The following is an 18929-nucleotide window of genomic DNA, read 5'->3' on the forward strand; positions in this document are numbered from 1 at the left end:
TGCCGCAGGCGAGCGACAGGTGCAGTATCACCTTCTCATCCGACTTCTCGGAGAGAGTGGCCGACCGCCCGGACGAACGTCCTGGCGGTCACGACCGGTGGCGACCTGATCTCTCGTTCTATGCCGACTTTCACCAGAAAGTCAGTGAGACGCCACAGATTGTACAGTAACGCTGCGAACGTGAAGTTGAACAACCGTATTCGGTAGTCTGTTGAGGAGGTCTTCGGAAGGTACGCCTTCACCGACTTGTACTGGTTTTCGATATCCCAGCGACGGCTGTAGCCGTTCGTCACGTGAGCGATCTCGTCGGGAGCGACGTGATCGCGATTGGTCACGAATACGGCATACTTGCCTTCAGCGTCGTCACTGGTGGCTGGAACGTACAGATATTCTGCAGTATGATCGACGTCCCCGTCCATCCCGACGGGGACGTCGTGATTGACAGCGGCGTCTACCCCGTCTTTGCTCTTGATGTGTTTGATCGCCTTGTAGTCTGACTCATATTTCGGTACTGGCATCGTGTACAGTAGGCCACGACTGTTGATCTCTGCACGGACCTCTTTCGCGTAGAAGCCACGATCCAGCAGGATTTCGTCCAGATCGACGTACTGCTGGGCTCTCGAAAGCAGACGCCCAACGACGTCTGCTTTCGAGTCAGCCGGCGCCTCGGCTGGTTCCCAGTCTGAGTGTTCTTTGACGCCCTCAATCCCCAGGATAATCGGAACGTCGTTCCCGACGATTGTGATCGTCGCGAACGTGTAGCCGTGTTTCAACTCACCGTCGTCGACGTACCCGCTCACCATCGGCGGGTACGTCGACTTTGGAATCTGTTCGTCCTTGTCAATCCACGGCCAGACGTGATAGGGGACGTGGGTGAAATCGACGGCCGCCACGACGTGGCGGTCGTCGAATGGATCTTCGTAACGTATCGTCTGGAGGATGTTCTCGGTGGCAGTATCGAACGCGTCCATGAGATACTCGCGGAACACCTCGGTGAACGCGACGATATCCTCGATCTGTTGGTCTTGGAGCGAGACGGGCACGTCTCGATCAGCCGGCATTGCGAACTGCTTGATCACTCGGAGGAACGTAGAGTCGTCACAGGCATCGTTCTCGTCAAGAAACCAGCCAGCTTCACCCTCTGAATGGGCGCTTCCTTGAGTGAGGCATGCCGAGGCGAACAGATCGAGGATCTGTTCGTCCTCGTAAACTCTATTTTGAGCCCTATCAGAGTCGAACTCGCCGAAGGCGTGCCTTCGGGCGAGCTCGACGATCTTGGTCCCCTGCTTTCGAACGTGTTCGCGTGTGACGGTTGGTTCATCACCGTCTTCTTCGATATCATCTTCATCTGGGATGAGTGGAACTCGTGCTTTCAAGATGACGCCGCGGTCAACGGCTTCTTGGGCGATACCTGTAGCTGCCGCGTTGAGCGTCCGTTTGGTCTGTTCACTGAACTGCTTCCACGCGTACGAGAGTGATTGCTGGCTCGGTGCCTTGTCCAAATCAAGCGTCTTCAGGAGTGACGGTCGGTTTTCGAGGCGATCTGCGACCTCGCTCTGGGCGAGGTCGTAGATCTCCTGATAGAGATACACCCGAGCCATCGGTTCAGTGCCGTTTGCGGCCTTGTGTTGCTGGCGGTCGTCGGTAAGTCCATCAACTGGAATCGATACCTCTCCAAGGACACGCCAGAGATGATCCGCTGATTCACAGACTTCCCCAGCGTGATAGACGATCGCCCCCGCGAGCGCGGGGGCGTCGTCATCAACCGTCGACATCCGTTTTGAAGTCATCGTAGTTCTGAGCGCGGCGGCGAGTGGTTTCAAGTCGTCACATTAGTCGCAAAAACGACTGTTTCAGAATCTGACCGAACTCATAGCTGTCTAGTCCCACGGTATTGTTGCCCAACGAATTTATCAGCAATCTAGTGGTTGGTAGAATTTGAGATCCCGAAAACGTGATCTCCGCGACGCGGCGATTGTATACAGCGATATATACTTTATGGCAATATTTGCCAAACCACCGTAGAGGCATAAGTCTGGCACACGTCTCCTGTCCCAACAGAACTATCAGGATTCAATGTGTTTAGCTCTGCATGCCGAAATCGGCTGATTCAGATTCAGAACCGGGACAGCACGACAGTTCCCCCGGAATTGAGCGAACGAAGCCGTGGCACTCGGCCGACGACGTGCCCTGGACGCTGCTCACCGAAGCCCAGCTCGCCGACGCGTACGAGGCCGTGGTCGTTCCGGCGCTGCGACGCGACGGCCAAGACCCCGAGACCGACCGCCCCTCCTACGAGTGGCTCTCGAACAACGGCTTCCGCGGGCTCACGTACGCGCTGAAAGAGTACCACGACACCACCTTCGCCACGTTCTGGTCAGAGATGCTGGACTACGACACCGAATCCAGTGGGTACGACTGGGACATCGAACATGACGAGACACGCGAGTCCTTCCAGGAGTATTTCGATGCCAAGCAATCGGCCGCGGACGACTGGACGGACAGCACCCGCGAGACCATGCGCTACCGGCTCGCCCGCTACGCTCGCTCCTACCGGGAGCGCCACGACACCGACGATCTCCTCTCGCCCGTCGACGCCGACAGCGACATCACAGAAACCGAAGCCGTCGACCGCTGCCGGGAGACCTTCGCCTACATGTCGAATGAGTACGCTGAGTCCACCATCGCACGCGTGCACGATGCAATACGGACGTGGTACGGCTGGCTCGAAGATCGGCATGTAGCCACTGTCAACCCCACCAACGGGGCTGAAGATTGGTTCTCGTGGACTCGCTCTTCGGACACTGACCCGGTCGCCCTCGAGCCCGAGCACGTCCGGGCCATGTTCGACGCCGCCATCACCAGCCTCGACCGGATGCTCATCGTCGCACTCGCGGGCTGGGGGCTACGCGCTGGCGAGGTCGCGGCGCTGCACCAGGACCAGCTCCATCTCGATGCCGACGACCCATACATTCAGTTCGACGAGCGAAAGAACGGGCCCGGGACCGTCGCCATCGTCTTCGGCGAAGACGTAGCCCGGCGGCACGTCTCCCGAGTCGATGGCTATCTGTTCCCCTCGGAGCGCTCGAAAACCGGCCACGTCGACGGCACGACAATCGCGGGCTGGTTCCACGACCTCGCCGACACAGCTGGGGTCCCCGAGGAGATCGACGGCGTCGCCCGGAAACCGCATATGGGGCGACGCTTCTGGTACGACGCCTATTCGAGCACAACGGAGGACCTGCTGGAACACGTCCAAGATATCGCCGACGAACAGGGCAGTGCAAGTGCGAAAGTAGTCTTTGAGGATTACCTGACCGACGAGCGGAAACGAGAACTCCGACGAGAGTTCATGCGAGAGAAACTTTCAGATGCGTTCGGTAACGAGTCATCGTAGAGAGTAGTAGAGCATCCATAGTCTTGGGAGTGATTACGAGCATAATCAAGATCACTTTGTCGTACCCCCGTCGCCGTCGGGTAAGCACGAATGCTACAACTGCCTCACGAAGCCGCTTCTCCCGGGATAGAGTCGCTGCAAGCGGCTAGCTCTCGGGGAGTGTTGGATCAGGTGCGAGTTCCGAACCTTCGCCGGAAGCCTTATCACGAATTATCCACAATTCGTAATCGAAATGGCGCAATCACCTCCCCGGTCAGGCCGGCCACCAATTCAGCAGCTTCAGACGGTGGCCGACCTTCTCGACACGCCGGCACTCGCTCGGCTGTATGCCCATATCTTGCAACACGGTCCGGTCACCGTGTCCAAACTGGTCGACGAGCTCGACATTCCACAGGGGACTGCCTACGACTATGTGCAGCATCTCGAAACAGCTGGCTTAGTGGAGAAGACCCGTGATCAACGCCCGTACGAATACGACGCCGAGTCGATTGCACTCACACTCTCGACGGATGGTGAGACCCAAACGATCACGCCGGCACTTATCGCCGCCGTGGCGCGTCGCGACCAGGACGAAGACATCGACGTCTATATCGAGCGCCATGGCCTCGACGGTCTTGCTGTCGCCCTCGCATACGCCTACGAATACGTCGACGGCACGGTCAACCATCGGATTGCGGCCCGGGAACTTGACCTGTCACCGCTTGAAGCCGAGATCATTCTCCAGGCGCTGGAACCGGTTGCCACTGAGTACGTCGACGCGGTTGCATGACGACGGTCTATATTGCCGACACCGGCGTCTTCGTCCGGTGTGGTGGGCCGGACAAGGACAAATTTCAACAGCTTCGCCGGGCACTCCGACAGGCTGGTATCTCGTTGCGTATCCCCCAGCGCGTCTACGAAGAACTCGGAGGCGATCCGGCAACGGACGAGTATCCTTCGGGGAACATTCCCTATCCCGATGGATTCGAGGAAGGGTGGATCATCGTCGCCGACAAACTCGACTACGCCAATCCGCTCGTCTCGACGGTAATGGACGAAGCACGCCGGTTCATCGCCAACGAGACCGACCGCGACGAGGATATCACCGAGAAAGCGGACACGGCACTCGTAGGGCTTGCTGCTCAAGTACTCGATACGGGGAAGGCAGACCACGTTGTTCTCCTTACAACCGACAAACCAGCGGGACGGGCGGCCGAAACGCTCCTCCCGCAACACGGCTTCAGCGACCGTATCGAATTCCGGTACGTCAGTGTCGAGTATCTCGAGACGATCACAGCCGACGAATTTCGCTAACGTATCGCCGAGGTGAGGGCCGGTGAGCGACGATCGGTCTTCTTCTCGTCTCGAAAGCGCTCTCGACGAGAGCTTCGGGCGCTACCTCCAGGACAAGGGGAAAGGCCGCGGTGGCGACGCCGGGAACTATCGACGAAACGCTGCACGCGAGTTGGAACGATTTGCGGAGTGGGCCGCCGACGACCGCGGCGGCGATGACTGGACCGGGATTATTCCTGACAACGTCGACCGAGATCCGACCTTCGATGATCTCGATGAACGCGTCTTCCGGGAGTATACCCAGCATCTCAGCGGAGATCGTGGCCTCAAGCAGAATACTGTACAAACCTATTACCGCTATATCTCTGCGTGGTGTCGCAACAGATGAGACGGAAACAGACCAACAGTACTGGACGACACGCGACCGCGAAGCCATCTGTGCCACTGCGACGGCCCGCGTCGACGAAGCCGGGATCGGCGATGACATTGACCGTACGGCAGCCTACCGCGACCAGGCGCTTGTTTTTTGCTCGCCTACTCAGCAGTCCGTAGCGCAGAGCTCGTTGCCGTCTCTGATGATGAGGAACGGAACGGCCTGCGGTGGCGTCACGTCGACCTCGAAGCCGGCACAATGCAGGTGTTCGGCAAGAACCGTACCCGCGAGTCTGCTCCGATTCTTGACGATGCGATTCGCCCACTTCGGCGCTGGAAGCAACTCCGCGATCCCGATGAAGACGAAGCTGTGTTCCCCAGACTCGACAACGCAGCGAAGGCACTGGACCCGACGCCGTCGATCACAACCCAGTCGGCCCGGAACATCTTGGTGGATCTGTGTGAATGATCTGACTCCGAGTTCGAAGACCCACTGAAGCCACATGGCGCCCGCCGAGGTTTCGGGCGAGAAATCTATCGCGAGAATCATCAGTTGGCGCAAGACGTACTCCGTCACAAATCGATCGAGACCACACACGAAGGATACACACAAGAAGCCGCGAAACGCACCCGTGAGGAAGCGAATCAAATAATTTCTGAAAATGAATAGTGGATGTACCGCCGTTGAAAACACGAAAGTTAGGCATTACCAACCTTCTGTCCCTTTCTATTTACTGATGATCTTTATTATTATGAACAATCGATCAAAATCGCAACGTAATAAATATTCATTCAACGACACATATTAATTCTTAGATCTCATGGATAAAAAGGCAAATATCATGCAGATAAACATTTATATCATATACATTTCATACTGTATAGATGATAAACTAGCTCCATGACTATATCATCAGATACGACTCGTCGACAGATAATCGCGACATTGGGTGGACTGTCATTTTCTACGGGGTGCCTTAGCTTTACTGACAGTAGCGATACGTCACAGACTGCGATAGAACGTACATCACCTAATAGTAGCTCAAGTACAGCATCTGTTCAAACTACGGATACCAAATCGCCAACTCAAACGGCTCAATCAAGTACTCCTGCGGTTGAAATCACGGAACATTGGACCTACCAACAGGACGTGACCTCATTTACGACCCAACAAGATCTCGATGAGGGATTGATTGTCTGTTCACCAGAAACGGCATTTGTCCGACTAAAGAAGAGTGATGGTAGTGTTCAATGGCGGCAATCGATCAGTGGATCCGGCTCAACTGATCAGAATATTTCCACTCGCGGCGCTGTGAGCGGGTCGCAAGTGATTGTTGGAGGGGGAACACATCTTTATGCTCTGGATATCAACACCGGAGAAGTCAACTGGGCGACCGAAATTCCAGCACAAGAACCGTTGCACAACACCACAACGGAAATCGTGACTTCAGATAATGTCGCGATTTGTGGATATAGTTATAGTCTGGAAAATGGGGAGGACTTCGCTGGTCTGGCGGGCCTCAATGTTGAATCGGGCGAAATCAAGTGGAACAAAACCCACGATGAGATTGCGTCCACGTATGATAGCTGGCTTGGAATTCAGTCGCTCTTGCCGCCGATTGGGGATCGGGTTATAGTCGCTGGCTGGAACCAGGCGTTCTGGGTTAACATCTCGACAGGTAAGGTTGGAAATACGGCTCTGGCTGACGCCCGATATGAATTTCAACTATCTGATGACACACTCTATTCAACAGATGCGGGAAAACTCTACAAGTGGACTATCGGCTCTGGCGGACTAACAGAGGAATGGATGTTTGAACCACTTGGCAGAACGACTTCGGCACCGGCAATTGGGGATGATACGGCCTATGTTCCCGCAGATGATACCGGTATCTACGCCGTCTCTGAAGGGAATCAACAATGGCGGTTCCAAGCTGATAGTACGGTCCAAACCCAACCCGCTGTGGGTGAAACCGGCGTCTGGGTTGCCGAAGACTCGCTATACTGGATTACTAAATCAAGTGGTCAAGGTGTCATGAAAGCTCTTGACCAGATTCCATACGCACTCTCCACAACTGGAAATCGGTGCTTCCTAACTGGTACCGACGGAACCGTTTGTTTCCAGGTTCGTGACTTGTAATCACTGAGTTCGCTTGACTAACCGAATTGAAGAGGAGGCTGTAGGATAAACAAAATAATCCTCTTCAACCGCTGGAAGCAATGACTCTGCTACGCTAGGTGATAGGTCGTGTGTCTGTTTGAGTGTCCCATCCGCAATAGCGAGTTCGTAGAGTGATGATTTTGCAGTGATGAGATGCCCATTGAGGGCCTCAATACGATAGCCAGTTCCAACTTCGGTTCCATTTATAGACCATTGACGACTGCCTGATGTAACATCATACGCATAAATGCCATTACCCCCGAGCGGCACAATCACAAGTCCTTGGGTGACGACTGGTTGACCAACGACATTGCCATCCCTGTCAACAGTCGCCCGCCAGCGCTCTTCTCCAGTTGCCGTGTCAAACGCTGCAGTAAGTCCGTAGCGACCGACAAACACCGAGAGAGTACGATCTGATGAGAGTGCAACAGCAGATACCAGCGAATCGCTTGTGATGTCAGTCTTCCATTGGACAGAGCCATCTGTTGGATCTAGCCCGTAAATACGACTTTTTTCACTTGGAATTGTATCCGTATCGCCCGCATCACTCACGATTAGCGTGCCATCCGCTAAATCCGGTTGACCACCCCACGAAGCCGTTCGTTTGTCCCATATACGGTCGCCGGATGCGATGTCAAATGCAGTAAGCCGGGAACCCGATGAATAGTATAAGCGGCCCTGGGAGACAAGCGGCGTATTGATACCGAATCCAGTTATTTGCTCGCTGGTGGAAAACGTTATTTCACCAGTTTCAGTGTCAATGCCGAAGACACCAGCGGGACTACTGCCGTAGATTACTCCTTCAGCATATGTGAGCCCTCTACCGACCTCATCTCCAACATCTACCGCGAACTCTTGCTGTCCAGTCTGCAGGTCAATCTTGTATAGATTGTGATCTTGACATCCAACGAAGACGTTCCCGTCACGAATCAACGGTTGGGTTGTTGGTGGGGCCGGAAACGACTGGGTCCACTCTTTAGCTGGTAGATCCGTTTGTGTCGCCGTGCCCTCTTTTGTGCCTGATTGATCCACTTTCTCTGTTTCCTGTGATTGACTGCCCATCGTGGACCGCAGACATCCACTCACACTACCTGCTAAGACTGCCGTCAGCAGTTGCCTTCGTGTAGATAGACCAGGCATGTTCGATCTAATATTTCCCATCTTTGTTGCTGCTTTAATATCAAGTGAATTCTATTATTTGAAAGTGACCCTTATACGAGAGTCCTTAGTGTCAGATGTGTGTTCTCAAGGTCAGCAGTCTATCCGTTCTAGCCTCAGAAAGAAACCATACCTACGACTGCTGGTGGCATTCGTCGTGGTATCACTGTTCTGCCCAATGGCTAACCGATTGCTATCTTGTTGGTCTCAGAGAATTGGTCCAGGGCGAAGGAACAGGAATATGACCACATTTAGCGCCAACCCGAACAGTGTGGTGACACTCCCCGCTGTCAGCATAAGTGCCCCTTCCCGGGTACTGTACTGTCGTCGAACTACATAGCCACAGATGAGGGCGATTGGACCAAGCACGTATGGGGCAATAACAACAGCGAGTGTGGCAGTAAAGATTCCAGAAAAGAAAAGCAAGCCGTGGCGATTGTTCGCTTTTCCGTGTCGGAGACGGAACTGTGACAGGGCGTAGGCGGCACCCACAACCAAATTGAGTCCTGGAACGAGGGTCCCACCGATGACCGGCCACGAGAATGACCCAGCTTGTCGACTATCAATGGCTACAAGCGGCACCAAAAGAACTGAGGCTCCCCAACAGGCCCAGAGAAGATCCCGGGTAGATCCAAGGGTAAGCAAATACCCAAGCACAAGTCCAGCGATCCAAAGCGACACAGTCACGGTAATTATTAAGGGTAATTTCCCAGCCTGACGAGTCATACTCAACCAATATTATTGTCGATACTAAAAACAGACTATTCAAAAAGTACTATGAAACCAAAAGCTAAGTATCCCTGATAAAATAAGAGGCGTATATGCCTGTGAGAGGTGTGGGGGCAATACTACGCGGTGGATTTGATGCCATCTTTCGCCCGCACAAATTTGTAGAATTTCAAACAGATTCGTATGGGGCTTCCCGACTTGGTGTAATCCGACAATTAGGCTCACTATTGGGAGTCTATGTCGTGAACCTTGCCGCATACGCGATCCCGCTCACCCTCGCTGGCATTGGTATTCAGTCCTCACAGCCTGCCCCAGAAAACTACGCCAGAATCGCTGGTTCATATAGTATTGATCCAGTGGCCAGTTGGCAGTTGCTCATGGCGTTTATTCAGAATTCCTTGTTCATCTCGATAGCAACTGCAATCACGCTAGTGACGTTCCACGCGGGTGTTCTCATCGTTCGGGATTCGCAAGGTATTGTCCAGAGCATGCACACTGTCGTGTACACGACAAGTGCATACCTCGTTGCGACGTTCTCCGCTGTCTGGTATCTGACTAACCAAGCTGGCGTCAGTGGCGCACGCCAACTCATCAGGAACCTTCAGGCCGCGTTCGTCTATGCCATTATTGACGCACTCGGTGCAGGAGTGGAGCTTCCTGGTGGGCGGCCAGACTCTCTTGGCGTTACTACTATTTCGACCGAGGGCCAGTGGATTCTGGCGATCCTAACGCTAACGCTACTATATTACCTCTTTTCACTGTATCTCGGCGCACGAATCAACCATCGGGCAACGCGGAGTAATGCGGCGATTACCGTCCTCGCTGTCGCCCTCTCACCGGTCGTCTACGTTACTGGGTCCATCATCGCATACATTATTTCCTAACATGTCACAACAAGACCAACAGACATCGAATGAATCGAATCAGTCGACTACCACAGGCCAATCAGATGATCACGAAAAAGTCATTCTCGAAACCAATCCGACGACCAAGCCAACGTTGATTCGACTGGCCGTCGTCTTACTCCTCAGTCTGGGTGTGGTTGGGTACCTCCAACTCAATCCAGAGGCACTTGGATCGCCAGATATCACAAATACGGCAGCACTCGTTGTCCTGTTGCTCGGACTTGTATTGACAGTCCGGTTTCTGGTCCGAACTATTATTCTCGTTAGGACAACCTATACTGTTACGAGCAGTCGCGTTGAACAAGAGTACGAGCTCCTGTTCCGTACCCACTCAAAGGGGATCCGATTCGATAAACTCCGGAGTCACGAACTGAACCAGAACCGTATCCAGTCGACCCTGGGGTACGGGACAATCTCGATGAACCGTGGGCTGGGTCCGCTTCGATTAGAGAACGTCGACGAGCCTGAGGCCGTCTACGAAACCATTAGAACGTGTGCCAAGTAATCGGACTAGTCCTGTAAATCGCCTCGGGATCAAGCTTTTCGGCGTCAGTATGCATGATTGCTCATAGCGTGGCCCATCTGATAGAGGCATGCCTGCCGGGGTAAAAGTGAAAGTGCCGGACTATGCCGGCACCGAATGGGGATGGGGTGGGGGTGGGTACACAGACACCGAAAGGTGATTCAGGGTGGTGCCTGTGATTGGATTCGTCTCTTCTCGGCTATCAACCTTCTGGCCTACGTGTTAATCTTCGAATGATTCGTCATCACTATCGACGGTGTTCACCAGCTAACCAACACAAACACCCATTCGACCTGTATATTGGTTAAATTGCTACCACATCAGCGAGCAACAGCAGTGAAGACGTGTCTTCGATTTCTTCGGTCGAAATATCGTGTGTTTCGGGCCGATTGTCAGCACGTTTACCGAGGTTGAAACCGTCCACGGTGTAAATCACGCACGAACCGTCCTCAACGACCGCTACTACTCTTGCTCGGAGGCAAGAGTGAATAAGTGGGTTCTATTCGTCGTCTTCCTCGGGCTGAATATCCCGAAGCCGGCCACCGATCTCCTGCTCGTACTCTTCCAAGAGCTTGTAGAACTCTGCAATCGTCTCCGCAGCAGTCTCACCCTTCGACTTGATGGTCACTCTGTCTTGATCGCGAGTGTCAGTGCCTCGATCCAACCGTGCTTCCATACTGCATCCAAAGTCCGTTCGTTCGACCTTTTCGACTGAGTCTGGAGCCGTGTCTGGCTCTACATCTGGTTCACTTGACATGGGTCTTCTCGGGACGCTCTCACTGGAACGCCCCGCACCCGACTGGGGCACACAAAACAGCCGTCAATCGCTGCCCTCGAACGCATCCAGACTGGCCTGCTCACTTGGGACAGACGTCGCAACAGGAGATGCTTGGTCTTCCGCGCCCGTGTCTGTCCTCTGCGTTGGACTGGGCTGGTTCTCCGCCTCGACCGTATTCTCGAAGGCGTCGGTCACCCACTCGTGAAGCTCTTCGACCTCCTCGTCGTCTAGCTCGCGAACGCTCCCACCCAGCGAAGAGTACGAGGTCTGCCACGCTCGCTGGAACTCAACAGTCAGTGAGTCGCCCTGGATAACGTAGGCACCCAGATTCAGGAAACAGCAGTTCAGCGCCGTCATTCGGGCACACAGTGGGTCCTTGTCTTGCCCGACAAACAGCGCGTCTGGCTGCTTTCGACCGGCGACCAGTAGCGTCCGACCGCTCCCACAGGCTGGGTCACAAACCGTCTCCCGGTCCTCGCTATCGCTCTCGTCTCCGACGCCGGCGATTCCAGCCATTGTCTCGCAAACAGAGTGGGGCGTGAAGTGTTGGCCGAACGCATCGCTGGACATTCCATACGCCTCGTAGACAGCACCCAGAACGTCAGCGTCAGTGGCCGCCATCCGTTCTTGGAGCTGGCCGAACGCCTTGGCGAAGGGGTCGACCGACCGCTGTCCTTCTGGATGGGCCATATCGCCGCGCTCGCGATAGTCGTCAACGATCTCCAGATACGGGTCGTCTCGGTCCTGCAGTGCGAACAGCACGAGGTTGACCCAGTCTCGGAAGACCGTGTGCGCGCTGTGCCCGCGCTGGCGAATTTCCTCAAGCGTTGCAACAATCTCGTCGACGTCGATCTGTGGCGAGCCATGCTCTCTCAGCCACCAGAGAGGCACAAAATCTGGCCTGCCGACAGTCGTGAATCTGGTCAGTTGTAGAACTTATTCTCCCAGTCGCACCGGGCTTGAAGCTCTCGACGCCCACGATTGGTGATTATGTAGCCATTCGTCCGTCCGTCTTTCTTCTCTTTCTCGACGAGACCTTTGTCGATGAGTGTATCCAGATTTGGATAAAGTCGGCCGTAATGAATCTTCTTCTCGTAATATTCTTCAATTTCGTCTTTGATTGCGACACCAGCGGGTTTGGATTTCCCAGCAACTACGAACAATAAGTCTCGTTGAAATGCTGTCAGGTCGTGCATATTCGCGGTTACAATATTACATATATGAGCATATTGGTATGAGAGCGCCGTTTTCACTCCACGTCGTACAGGTCCTCAACCCCCCGTCGGTAGTAGTCCTGGCTGGAGTCTGGAACTGGATCAGCCTCCTCCAGATGCTTCGCGATGATGCTGGTAAACTGCTTGGGCGGCTTCCAACTGTCATCAATTTCGCGGGCCTCCAACTGCCTCATGACCGCATACTCACCGTCGGCGGTAACGTACAGAACGCGGATCCCCGGCTTCTCGCTCAGCGGGCCTCTGAGTAGCTTCCCCGTTCGTGTATTGACCAGCCACTCAAGCAAGAGCCCAGCCCGACACTGGATTGCGTACAGTTGCACCTCATCTTCTTCGGGAGATTCTGTGCGACCGTTGTCGGCCCACGACTGGGGCAGCGACCGATTCTCAGTTGCATCTTTCCAGCGCCACTTCAACTTTTTCGGCCCGGTAGTCCCTCGTCGGTATCCACTACTCATTGTTGGATTCTCTCAGCCACTAGAGAAACACAAAATCCGCTCTGTATCGCCTCTATAGCAACTTTCTTGCTGTTTGAGGATATATGTGTTAGTACGAGGACTCATCATGAAAACAGCCGAGTCCCCAACCGCGACTAGCGAGTGTTCGCCCCCAGATCAGTGGATATCCCGCCAGCCCAGCGGCACCCGTGATCTTGACTTCCAGCAGATCCGACAGCGTCGGTCAGCAACGTGGAACGCCGCCCTCGATGCCAGTGTCGACGTAACGAAGGGCGGTCGCCCGGACCTGTTTCTCGTCTCCGTCGACGGCGACTGTCCTGTGAACTGCTCGCTGGCCGAGCATCCTAACGGGACCCACGCCGGCTGGTGTAGCTGCGAAGTCTTCCAGGCGACGACTGTCTGCCCGCATCTCTGTGTTCTCCGCCAGCACGCTGCCCTCGGTGATCTCGACCTACCGATGCGGGACCAGACCTGAAGCACAGCTCAGTCGTCGCTCATCGAAACGTCGGCCAGCGGTCGGACATCAACGCGCCCAGTCCGATCGTGGTCAAGACACTGGCACAGTCGTTTCCGAACCGTCGCTTGCGAACACGGCTCGACGCCAACCCCTAACCGTGGGTCGTCTCGAATCTGGACATACGCGGCGTCGACGTCCAATGGCGTGTGCTCAACCCGGCACCAGATTGTCTTCGCTCCGGCTTGGTCTAGCTCGGTCACGTACCGAGCAGCCACGGCTTCATGCCGAAGTTCGACAAGGACTCGTTCGACAAACGATGCGACCTTCGTTGGCGACCGTAGCGCTGGGACCGACGCAAAAACACTCGAAGAGTCGTGCTGTGCCGCCGATTCGGGAGTATCTATAACTGACATATGTCTCTCTCAGGACGTGCTTGCTGGCTCGCCCTGCACCCCGCCGGGGCACGCAAAACAGGCCGTCGCGAGAATTCATTCAACGATATGCTCCTCGATCTCCTGGAACCACTGCCGGGCCGTCGTAATATGCACATCCAGTGGCTCGCAGATCGTCGCCTGCGTGAGCCGGATGTCTGACTCTTTCCCGGCGAGGTACAGAGCGCCGGCTGCGATACCGTCTGGTCGCCCGTTGATCTCGGTGGACTCGGTCGCCTGCTCTGCGAGTTCGAGCGCTCGCTGGCGAATATCCGGCGCAATGTCGAATGGAAGGTCCGAACAAATCCGCGCCACCCAGTCCACCGGGAGCGATACTGGGATCGGAAGGTCAAGTTCTGTCAGGAACGTTCGGTAGCAGTTCCATATGTGGGAGTCTGAACACCGGGCAACGTCGGCTACCGTCTCCATCGTCACGAGGCCATTGCATCGGCAGGCAGCGTATACAGCGGCCGCTGCACCGCCCTCAATCGACCGTCCGATCAGGAGGTCCTTGTCTTGGGCTTCCCTGAAGAACGTGGCTGCCTGCTCTTTCACCGCATTGCTCTCAGACAGCGCACTCGCGATGCGTCGGATTTCACCAAGCCCGTGAGCAAGATTCCGGTCGCGCTTGCTGGTGAACTTCGACCGGCCGTGGAGTCGTCGCTGACGAGCAAGCCGTCGACGCCGTCTCGGAGAGATGTCTGCACTATCGACGCTTCCGATGTTCGTCGACAGGCCTCGGTCGTGGCGAGTGACCGTCCGAGGTGCGCCCGTCCGCTGCTGTTCCTCCTGATCGTACGTCCGCCACGATGGCCTGCGGTCGATCCGGTCTTGGTCGGTCACCAGGCCACAGTCCTTGCAGTTCGTTTCTCGCCCGCTGCTATCGAGTTCGCCGCCACACTCGGGACAGCTCGGCGTAGCCGTAGACAACGCTGTCTGGACAGTTTGTGAAGACATATTTCGAGACATCCTCTCACCTGACCAGAGGGGCAGAAAACACACTGCGGCGGCCGGTTAGGCGTCTGGCAGTTTTCCATCCGGGCGGGGGACTCGCTGGGCGTCGATCTCGATCTCGACCCGGCGACGGTGCTTGCATCGCTCGGCCTCATCGGGACAACTGCACGTCTCTTCGAGCACGTCGACCTCGTACCGGCTATCCGACGCCGAATGGACCTCGTAGCGACCGGGCTTTGCAAGGAAGGAAACGTCGATATCTTCCTGCTTCGCTCGTTTCGTACGTGGTTCGTCCTCGGAGGTGACGGCCAAGGGGTCCTCGTTGGGGTCTGTGACACCGCCGTCGTCGAACCGGACCTGCATGACTCCACCGTCAGCGACCGCTTTCCGTGGTTCGCCGTCGACGTGTAGTCCAAACTGGTCGTCTAGGGCGTCGTCGTCCACCCACTGCGGGATGGGCCGCTCGCCGGTCGCGAAGGCGACTCGCTTCTGGTGCTTGCACTCCTCGCCGGGGTTGAACTGTTTCCACTTGCACTCACAACTCCCTGTTCGAGTGTCGACAAGGTACTCTGAGCCAGACCCGGAGTTGACCAAGAAGAGGTCGTCGGCGTTTCGTGCCCGACCAATCGAGTCCAACACGGTCATCACTTCGGTCAGTGCCCGAACGGTCCGGTTGTTCGGGTCAGCCTTCTCCAGTTCGCTCTCGTTGATGCTGCTGGCGTCGCTACGGGATTCTGTAGTAGCCATGAATGACAGGCGGCACGCCCTCTGTGGGACGCCCCTCACCCCGCTGGGGCGCAGAAAATTCGGGGAATAGAGTTTGTAGGAAGGTAACTCTATTCTCTGACAGGAGGTGTCAGTACTGATGAAAAACCGCTCTTTGAGTGAATTACGACTACTTCGGCAACACCGGTTATGCTATAACCTCGCTAAAGACGTTCTATCTCCGGTTTTAGCTCAGCGAAGCAGATTTAATATGTATTAAATCAATTCAAACAGGTGCCTCTGCTTTACTTTCACCGAACCCACGATACCCTTATGCGTGTGACCGCCCAACCCGGGAATTGGCTGCGGCGGCCTACCGCTGTTGAGAAAGACAGAAGGTGTATTCAATGTCTGCTGAATTCTCTGTGCTTGGGGTTACGGCCCCGAGCGTTGCGGTGATTTGCGGAAGTGTGTTGCTATTTGCGAGCCTCTCTGGACCGGTGTTAGGCGCAATTGGCGCTATAATCATCGGTGCAGCACTCTCGGTATGGGGCTACGTGAATAACTAACCGGTCACCACACCCGGTTCCCGCCGCTCGGCGGGTTTGTTGCTGAAAGGTGTATATGTCTGCTGAGTCTCCGCTGACTCATTTGCGGTTATTGCTTTAATCAGCCGTTACGGCGGCTTATTATTCGCAATTCGCGTGTGTTGACTCCGGAACTCTCGGGGTCAACATATGTAATCAGTATCTGCAGAATCAAAGTTGTTGCCCTGAACATCCCAGATCTTGTCTGGAGGCGCATCGACGATCTTGCCTTGGACATTCCGGATATTTCGAGTCTTGTCCGGAGGATTGTTATAAATTCCCCGGAGGTCCCGGACAATGTCTTATGTATTCCGGGCGCTATCCCAGATCTTGTCCTGAGTGTCACGGACGCCACATACACCCTTGGATGTACATATCACCCCTGAAAACTCGCTAACGATTTCTTACACAAACGGAGCTTGAACTCACCGCTTAGTCAGAGTTCTGTCGCCTGCATCTGCTCGTGGGCGTCGGGATTGACCACCGGGATGACGCCCTCAATCTCTTCCTTGCCGTACTCCTCACGAATCAGGTCGTGGATATCGTTCGCGAGAGCAACGGCCTCGTCTTGCTTGTTGGAACTCGCCTCGTTCTCAGGAAAATCTGCTGGCCCGACACCCTCCACGACGATGAACAGCTGGTCGTCACTCATTTTCGACCGCCTCGACGAGCAGCGTCGTTTCCGGCAGGTCGTCGCGAGAGGTCGACAGGAAGTCGGAGGTTTCCAGCGTTTCCTCGACCAACTCGACCAGTTCCTCCGAGACATCGCCAAAGTGAACGATGGCGTCGGGATCGGGGTAGTTGTCATACTGCTGTGCAGCCGTCTTGTCCGTCTTGTTCTTACTCATGATCGGTCAGCAGAGCGCCCTCAGTGGGACGCCCCTCACCCCGCTGGGGCACAGAAAATACACGGCGGCTCGTTCCCTGCCATCCGATTCATCGCGATGAGCCTCACCTACCTCCTGAAGTGGGACCGCCGGACCGGCCTGCCGGTCCAAGGTGGAGCGTGTCCCCCGAGCGCTTGCGCTCGGGAACCGTGAGCGTGAGAGAAAGCGAAAGAGTGGCTGGTACGGCTCCTCGATTATTCCGCGATTACGTTCCCGTTCTCGTCGATGGCATACCTGAGTGGGTACACGTTGCCGTCGATATGCGTGGCCTTCTTCGACAGTGTCTCGTTCAGCCACGCTTCACGGTCGGCGTCGGTTTGGATGTCCTCGTTCGGGGAGTGGACGCTGAACAGGTCCATGCTCACCCAGCGATTGACCGTCAGCTCACCGGACGGGGAATACACCTTCACGCGCTCCTTTTCAGCGTCAACACCGACGACGGCGAGTGCAGACGTGCCCTCGGTCGTTTTCAGTCCATCACCGATATCCACGGCATCAGGGTCGATATCGAGGGCGTCGCACTGCTGTACAGCCGTCTCGTCTGTCTTGTTCTTACTCATAATCGGTATGCGGCACGTCCTCCGTGGGACGCGCCTCACCCCGCTGGGGCACAGAAATTATGCGACGGCTTGCTTCTCGGAATCCGATTCATCGCGACGGATCTCGCGTGCTCGCTCTCGGAGGCGAGACTGGACTGGTGTCCGGTTCTGGTGCTGGTTTTCGTAGGCGAGATACTGCTGGACGGTCTCCATTGAGTGCATACAGTTGATGCCAGCGACGATTGGCTGGAGATGATCGGCGTCCAACAACCGCTCTGGAGGGAGTTCATCGAGAATTGGGTCGCTCATGTATCTTCCTCCCGGAAGTCATCGAGTGTCGTTCTACGTCTGTACCGACAGTTGGGGTAGTCAGCTAGAAGCGTCTTGTCGACGGCCTCCCAGAAGCCGATTTTGTGTGGCGCAACCGACTGCCAGAACCGGGCACGTGCCAGTGCTGCCCCAACTCGTTGGCGTTCCTCACGACGCCACTGCTCGCGCTCGATCATCGCCATGTGGATGCTCCCTCCGGTCGATCCGCCATGTATGAGCTGGCAAGGTCCAGCCCGGCGTCGAGTGACCGTCGCGTCCCGACCAGTTTGGTCGCCCGTTCGAGCGTCCAGCCAGCACCGCTTCGTTTCAGCAGGACGGTCGCTCCAGTGTCGGGAATGTGCCACCCGATCGTGTCGTTGCCAGCGGCGAGAAATTCCCACTCACCCACAGCGGCCTCCTGTGCCGCCCTCTGCGTGTCAATCAGCACATCCGAGCGTGGGCCACCAGCGCCGAAATCGCCCAACGTGGCCGTTCCTGCTGCGTTCATGCAGCGACCTCCCGGCGGCCCCAGCCAGCGAGTTCGGCTTCGATGGCGCTGATGATGGTCGTGATCTGTTCCTCTAGCGTGTCTGCCTGTTCGTCGTCGACGTCCAGAAGCGAACGAAGTTCGAGTACGTCCGGGAGGTCGATACTGTCTGAGCGCCGGGCCACCGTACGGAGGACAACTGCCTGAACATCGGCGCTGCCGGACTGCGCTCGAACGGTTGTCGTGATGGACTCGACGAACTTTGGGATGGTTCGCTGCGACAGGTCTTCCGAACGACGGCAGGACATATTTCGAGACATCCTCTCACCCGCCAGAGGAACACAAAATGGGGGTTGCTACCGCTGTGACTGGAGTTTTATGCTTACTGTGCTGGCTGAGATACCTGCTCAATAAAACTGCAAGTTGCCCGGCTTTTAGACATATATTTTGGCAGATTCAAGTCATTAGCTGGCGGCTCGTGGCGAGATACAGTAAAAAATACGGCTGCATCCATACGTGAGCACTTTATAAACTTCCCTGAAGTAGATGGTTCAGGTTATCCAACTCTTCTTTGGCTCCTTCGTGAGT

Annotated in this window: 24 protein-coding genes and 1 pseudogene; 9 read left to right on the forward strand and 16 right to left on the reverse strand. The window is 55.6% G+C overall.

The window, feature by feature from the left end:
- Positions 1–35: 35 nt before the first annotated feature.
- The gene (locus AV059_RS21165; protein ID WP_079990842.1) at positions 36–1775 is read right to left on the reverse strand and encodes a transposase; all 1740 of its coding nucleotides are present in this window, start codon (positions 1773–1775) and stop codon (positions 36–38) included.
- 317 nt (positions 1776–2092) lie between these two features.
- On the opposite strand from AV059_RS21165, the gene AV059_RS21170 reads away from it, so the two are divergent.
- The 6 genes and pseudogenes from AV059_RS21170 to AV059_RS21195 all read left to right on the forward strand — a co-directional run bounded on the left by AV059_RS21170 (position 2093) and on the right by AV059_RS21195 (position 7181).
- On the forward strand, positions 2093–3397 hold the full coding sequence (locus tag AV059_RS21170) for a site-specific integrase (protein ID WP_058998011.1): 1305 nt from the start codon (positions 2093–2095) through the stop codon (positions 3395–3397).
- A 232-nt stretch (positions 3398–3629) separates the two neighbouring features.
- A complete protein-coding gene (locus tag AV059_RS21175) occupies positions 3630–4166 on the forward strand; it encodes a helix-turn-helix domain-containing protein (protein WP_058998013.1) in 537 nt (178 codons plus the stop codon).
- The gene (locus AV059_RS21180) at positions 4163–4690 is read left to right on the forward strand and encodes a hypothetical protein (RefSeq protein WP_058998015.1); all 528 of its coding nucleotides are present in this window, start codon (positions 4163–4165) and stop codon (positions 4688–4690) included. Before AV059_RS21175 ends, AV059_RS21180 begins: the two co-directional genes overlap by 4 nt.
- 22 nt (positions 4691–4712) lie before the next feature.
- Positions 4713–5057: a phage integrase SAM-like domain-containing protein gene (locus AV059_RS23215; protein ID WP_058998017.1), complete on the forward strand. Its 345-nt coding sequence runs from the start codon at positions 4713–4715 to the stop codon at positions 5055–5057.
- A pseudogene (locus AV059_RS21735) lies at positions 5044–5711 on the forward strand (tyrosine-type recombinase/integrase); the annotation flags it as partial. The gene AV059_RS23215 and the pseudogene AV059_RS21735, both read left to right, overlap by 14 nt.
- A 231-nt stretch (positions 5712–5942) precedes the next feature.
- Positions 5943–7181 (forward strand): PQQ-binding-like beta-propeller repeat protein, encoded by a 1239-nt coding sequence (locus tag AV059_RS21195; protein WP_079990843.1) that lies wholly within the window; start codon positions 5943–5945, stop codon positions 7179–7181.
- Here AV059_RS21195 and AV059_RS21740 read toward each other — a convergent pair whose 3' ends face one another.
- On the reverse strand, positions 7182–8264 hold the full coding sequence (locus AV059_RS21740; RefSeq protein ID WP_195156707.1) for a PQQ-binding-like beta-propeller repeat protein: 1083 nt from the start codon (positions 8262–8264) through the stop codon (positions 7182–7184).
- Between the two features lie 1202 nt (positions 8265–9466).
- Here AV059_RS21740 and AV059_RS21205 point away from each other — a divergent pair.
- Together AV059_RS21205 and AV059_RS21210 are read left to right on the forward strand one after the other, a co-directional pair.
- The gene (locus tag AV059_RS21205) at positions 9467–9973 is read left to right on the forward strand and encodes a hypothetical protein (protein ID WP_058997866.1); all 507 of its coding nucleotides are present in this window, start codon (positions 9467–9469) and stop codon (positions 9971–9973) included.
- Position 9974: 1 nt separating this feature from the next.
- Entirely contained in the window at positions 9975–10499 is a 525-nt protein-coding gene (locus AV059_RS21210) for a PH domain-containing protein (protein ID WP_058997867.1), read from the forward strand.
- A 517-nt stretch (positions 10500–11016) separates the two neighbouring features.
- Here AV059_RS21210 and AV059_RS21745 read toward each other — a convergent pair.
- The 4 genes from AV059_RS21745 to AV059_RS21225 all read right to left on the reverse strand — a co-directional run bounded on the left by AV059_RS21745 (position 11017) and on the right by AV059_RS21225 (position 12985).
- A complete protein-coding gene (locus tag AV059_RS21745; protein ID WP_079990837.1) occupies positions 11017–11274 on the reverse strand; it encodes a hypothetical protein in 258 nt (85 codons plus the stop codon).
- 63 nt (positions 11275–11337) lie between these two features.
- On the reverse strand, positions 11338–12186 hold the full coding sequence (locus tag AV059_RS21215; protein ID WP_228841860.1) for an N-6 DNA methylase: 849 nt from the start codon (positions 12184–12186) through the stop codon (positions 11338–11340).
- 32 nt (positions 12187–12218) lie between these two features.
- Positions 12219–12491: a PadR family transcriptional regulator gene (locus AV059_RS21220; protein ID WP_058997869.1), complete on the reverse strand. Its 273-nt coding sequence runs from the start codon at positions 12489–12491 to the stop codon at positions 12219–12221.
- Between the two features lie 53 nt (positions 12492–12544).
- Positions 12545–12985 carry a hypothetical protein gene (locus AV059_RS21225; RefSeq protein WP_058997870.1) on the reverse strand — a complete coding sequence of 147 codons (441 nt, stop codon included), beginning with the start codon at positions 12983–12985 and terminating at the stop codon, positions 12545–12547.
- 106 nt (positions 12986–13091) lie between these two features.
- On the opposite strand from AV059_RS21225, the gene AV059_RS21230 reads away from it, so the two are divergent.
- A complete protein-coding gene (locus tag AV059_RS21230) occupies positions 13092–13460 on the forward strand; it encodes a hypothetical protein (RefSeq protein WP_058997872.1) in 369 nt (122 codons plus the stop codon).
- A gap of 8 nt (positions 13461–13468) precedes the next feature.
- Here the strand turns inward: AV059_RS21230 and AV059_RS21235 are convergent, their stop codons facing one another.
- The 10 genes from AV059_RS21235 to AV059_RS21280 form a co-directional block, all read right to left on the reverse strand.
- A complete protein-coding gene (locus tag AV059_RS21235; RefSeq protein WP_058997874.1) occupies positions 13469–13855 on the reverse strand; it encodes a hypothetical protein in 387 nt (128 codons plus the stop codon).
- Positions 13856–13930: 75 nt separating this feature from the next.
- Positions 13931–14830, reverse strand: coding sequence for a transcription initiation factor IIB family protein (locus AV059_RS21240; protein WP_058998024.1), 900 nt, complete (start codon positions 14828–14830; stop codon positions 13931–13933).
- A 57-nt stretch (positions 14831–14887) separates the two neighbouring features.
- Complete coding sequence (locus AV059_RS21245; protein ID WP_058997876.1) at positions 14888–15574, reverse strand: hypothetical protein; 687 nt, start codon at positions 15572–15574, stop codon at positions 14888–14890.
- Between the two features lie 981 nt (positions 15575–16555).
- A complete protein-coding gene (locus AV059_RS21250) occupies positions 16556–16771 on the reverse strand; it encodes a hypothetical protein (RefSeq protein ID WP_014030690.1) in 216 nt (71 codons plus the stop codon).
- Positions 16764–16967, reverse strand: coding sequence for a hypothetical protein (locus tag AV059_RS21255; RefSeq protein ID WP_058997878.1), 204 nt, complete (start codon positions 16965–16967; stop codon positions 16764–16766). The genes AV059_RS21250 and AV059_RS21255 overlap by 8 nt, the downstream gene beginning before the upstream one ends.
- Positions 16968–17200: 233 nt before the next feature.
- Positions 17201–17566, reverse strand: a complete 366-nt coding sequence (locus AV059_RS21260; RefSeq protein WP_058997880.1) for a hypothetical protein — start codon at positions 17564–17566, stop codon at positions 17201–17203.
- A 57-nt stretch (positions 17567–17623) separates the two neighbouring features.
- A complete protein-coding gene (locus tag AV059_RS21265) occupies positions 17624–17854 on the reverse strand; it encodes a hypothetical protein (RefSeq protein ID WP_058997882.1) in 231 nt (76 codons plus the stop codon).
- Positions 17851–18057 (reverse strand): hypothetical protein, encoded by a 207-nt coding sequence (locus AV059_RS21270; RefSeq protein WP_058997884.1) that lies wholly within the window; start codon positions 18055–18057, stop codon positions 17851–17853. Before AV059_RS21270 ends, AV059_RS21265 begins: the two co-directional genes overlap by 4 nt.
- Positions 18048–18362 carry a hypothetical protein gene (locus tag AV059_RS21275; RefSeq protein WP_058997887.1) on the reverse strand — a complete coding sequence of 105 codons (315 nt, stop codon included), beginning with the start codon at positions 18360–18362 and terminating at the stop codon, positions 18048–18050. The genes AV059_RS21270 and AV059_RS21275 overlap by 10 nt, the downstream gene beginning before the upstream one ends.
- Positions 18359–18649: a hypothetical protein gene (locus AV059_RS21280; protein WP_058997888.1), complete on the reverse strand. Its 291-nt coding sequence runs from the start codon at positions 18647–18649 to the stop codon at positions 18359–18361. The genes AV059_RS21275 and AV059_RS21280 overlap by 4 nt, the downstream gene beginning before the upstream one ends.
- Positions 18650–18929 lie beyond the last annotated feature (280 nt).

It is taken from the genome of Haloarcula sp. CBA1127 (assembly GCF_001485575.1).
GTDB lineage: Archaea > Halobacteriota > Halobacteria > Halobacteriales > Haloarculaceae > Haloarcula.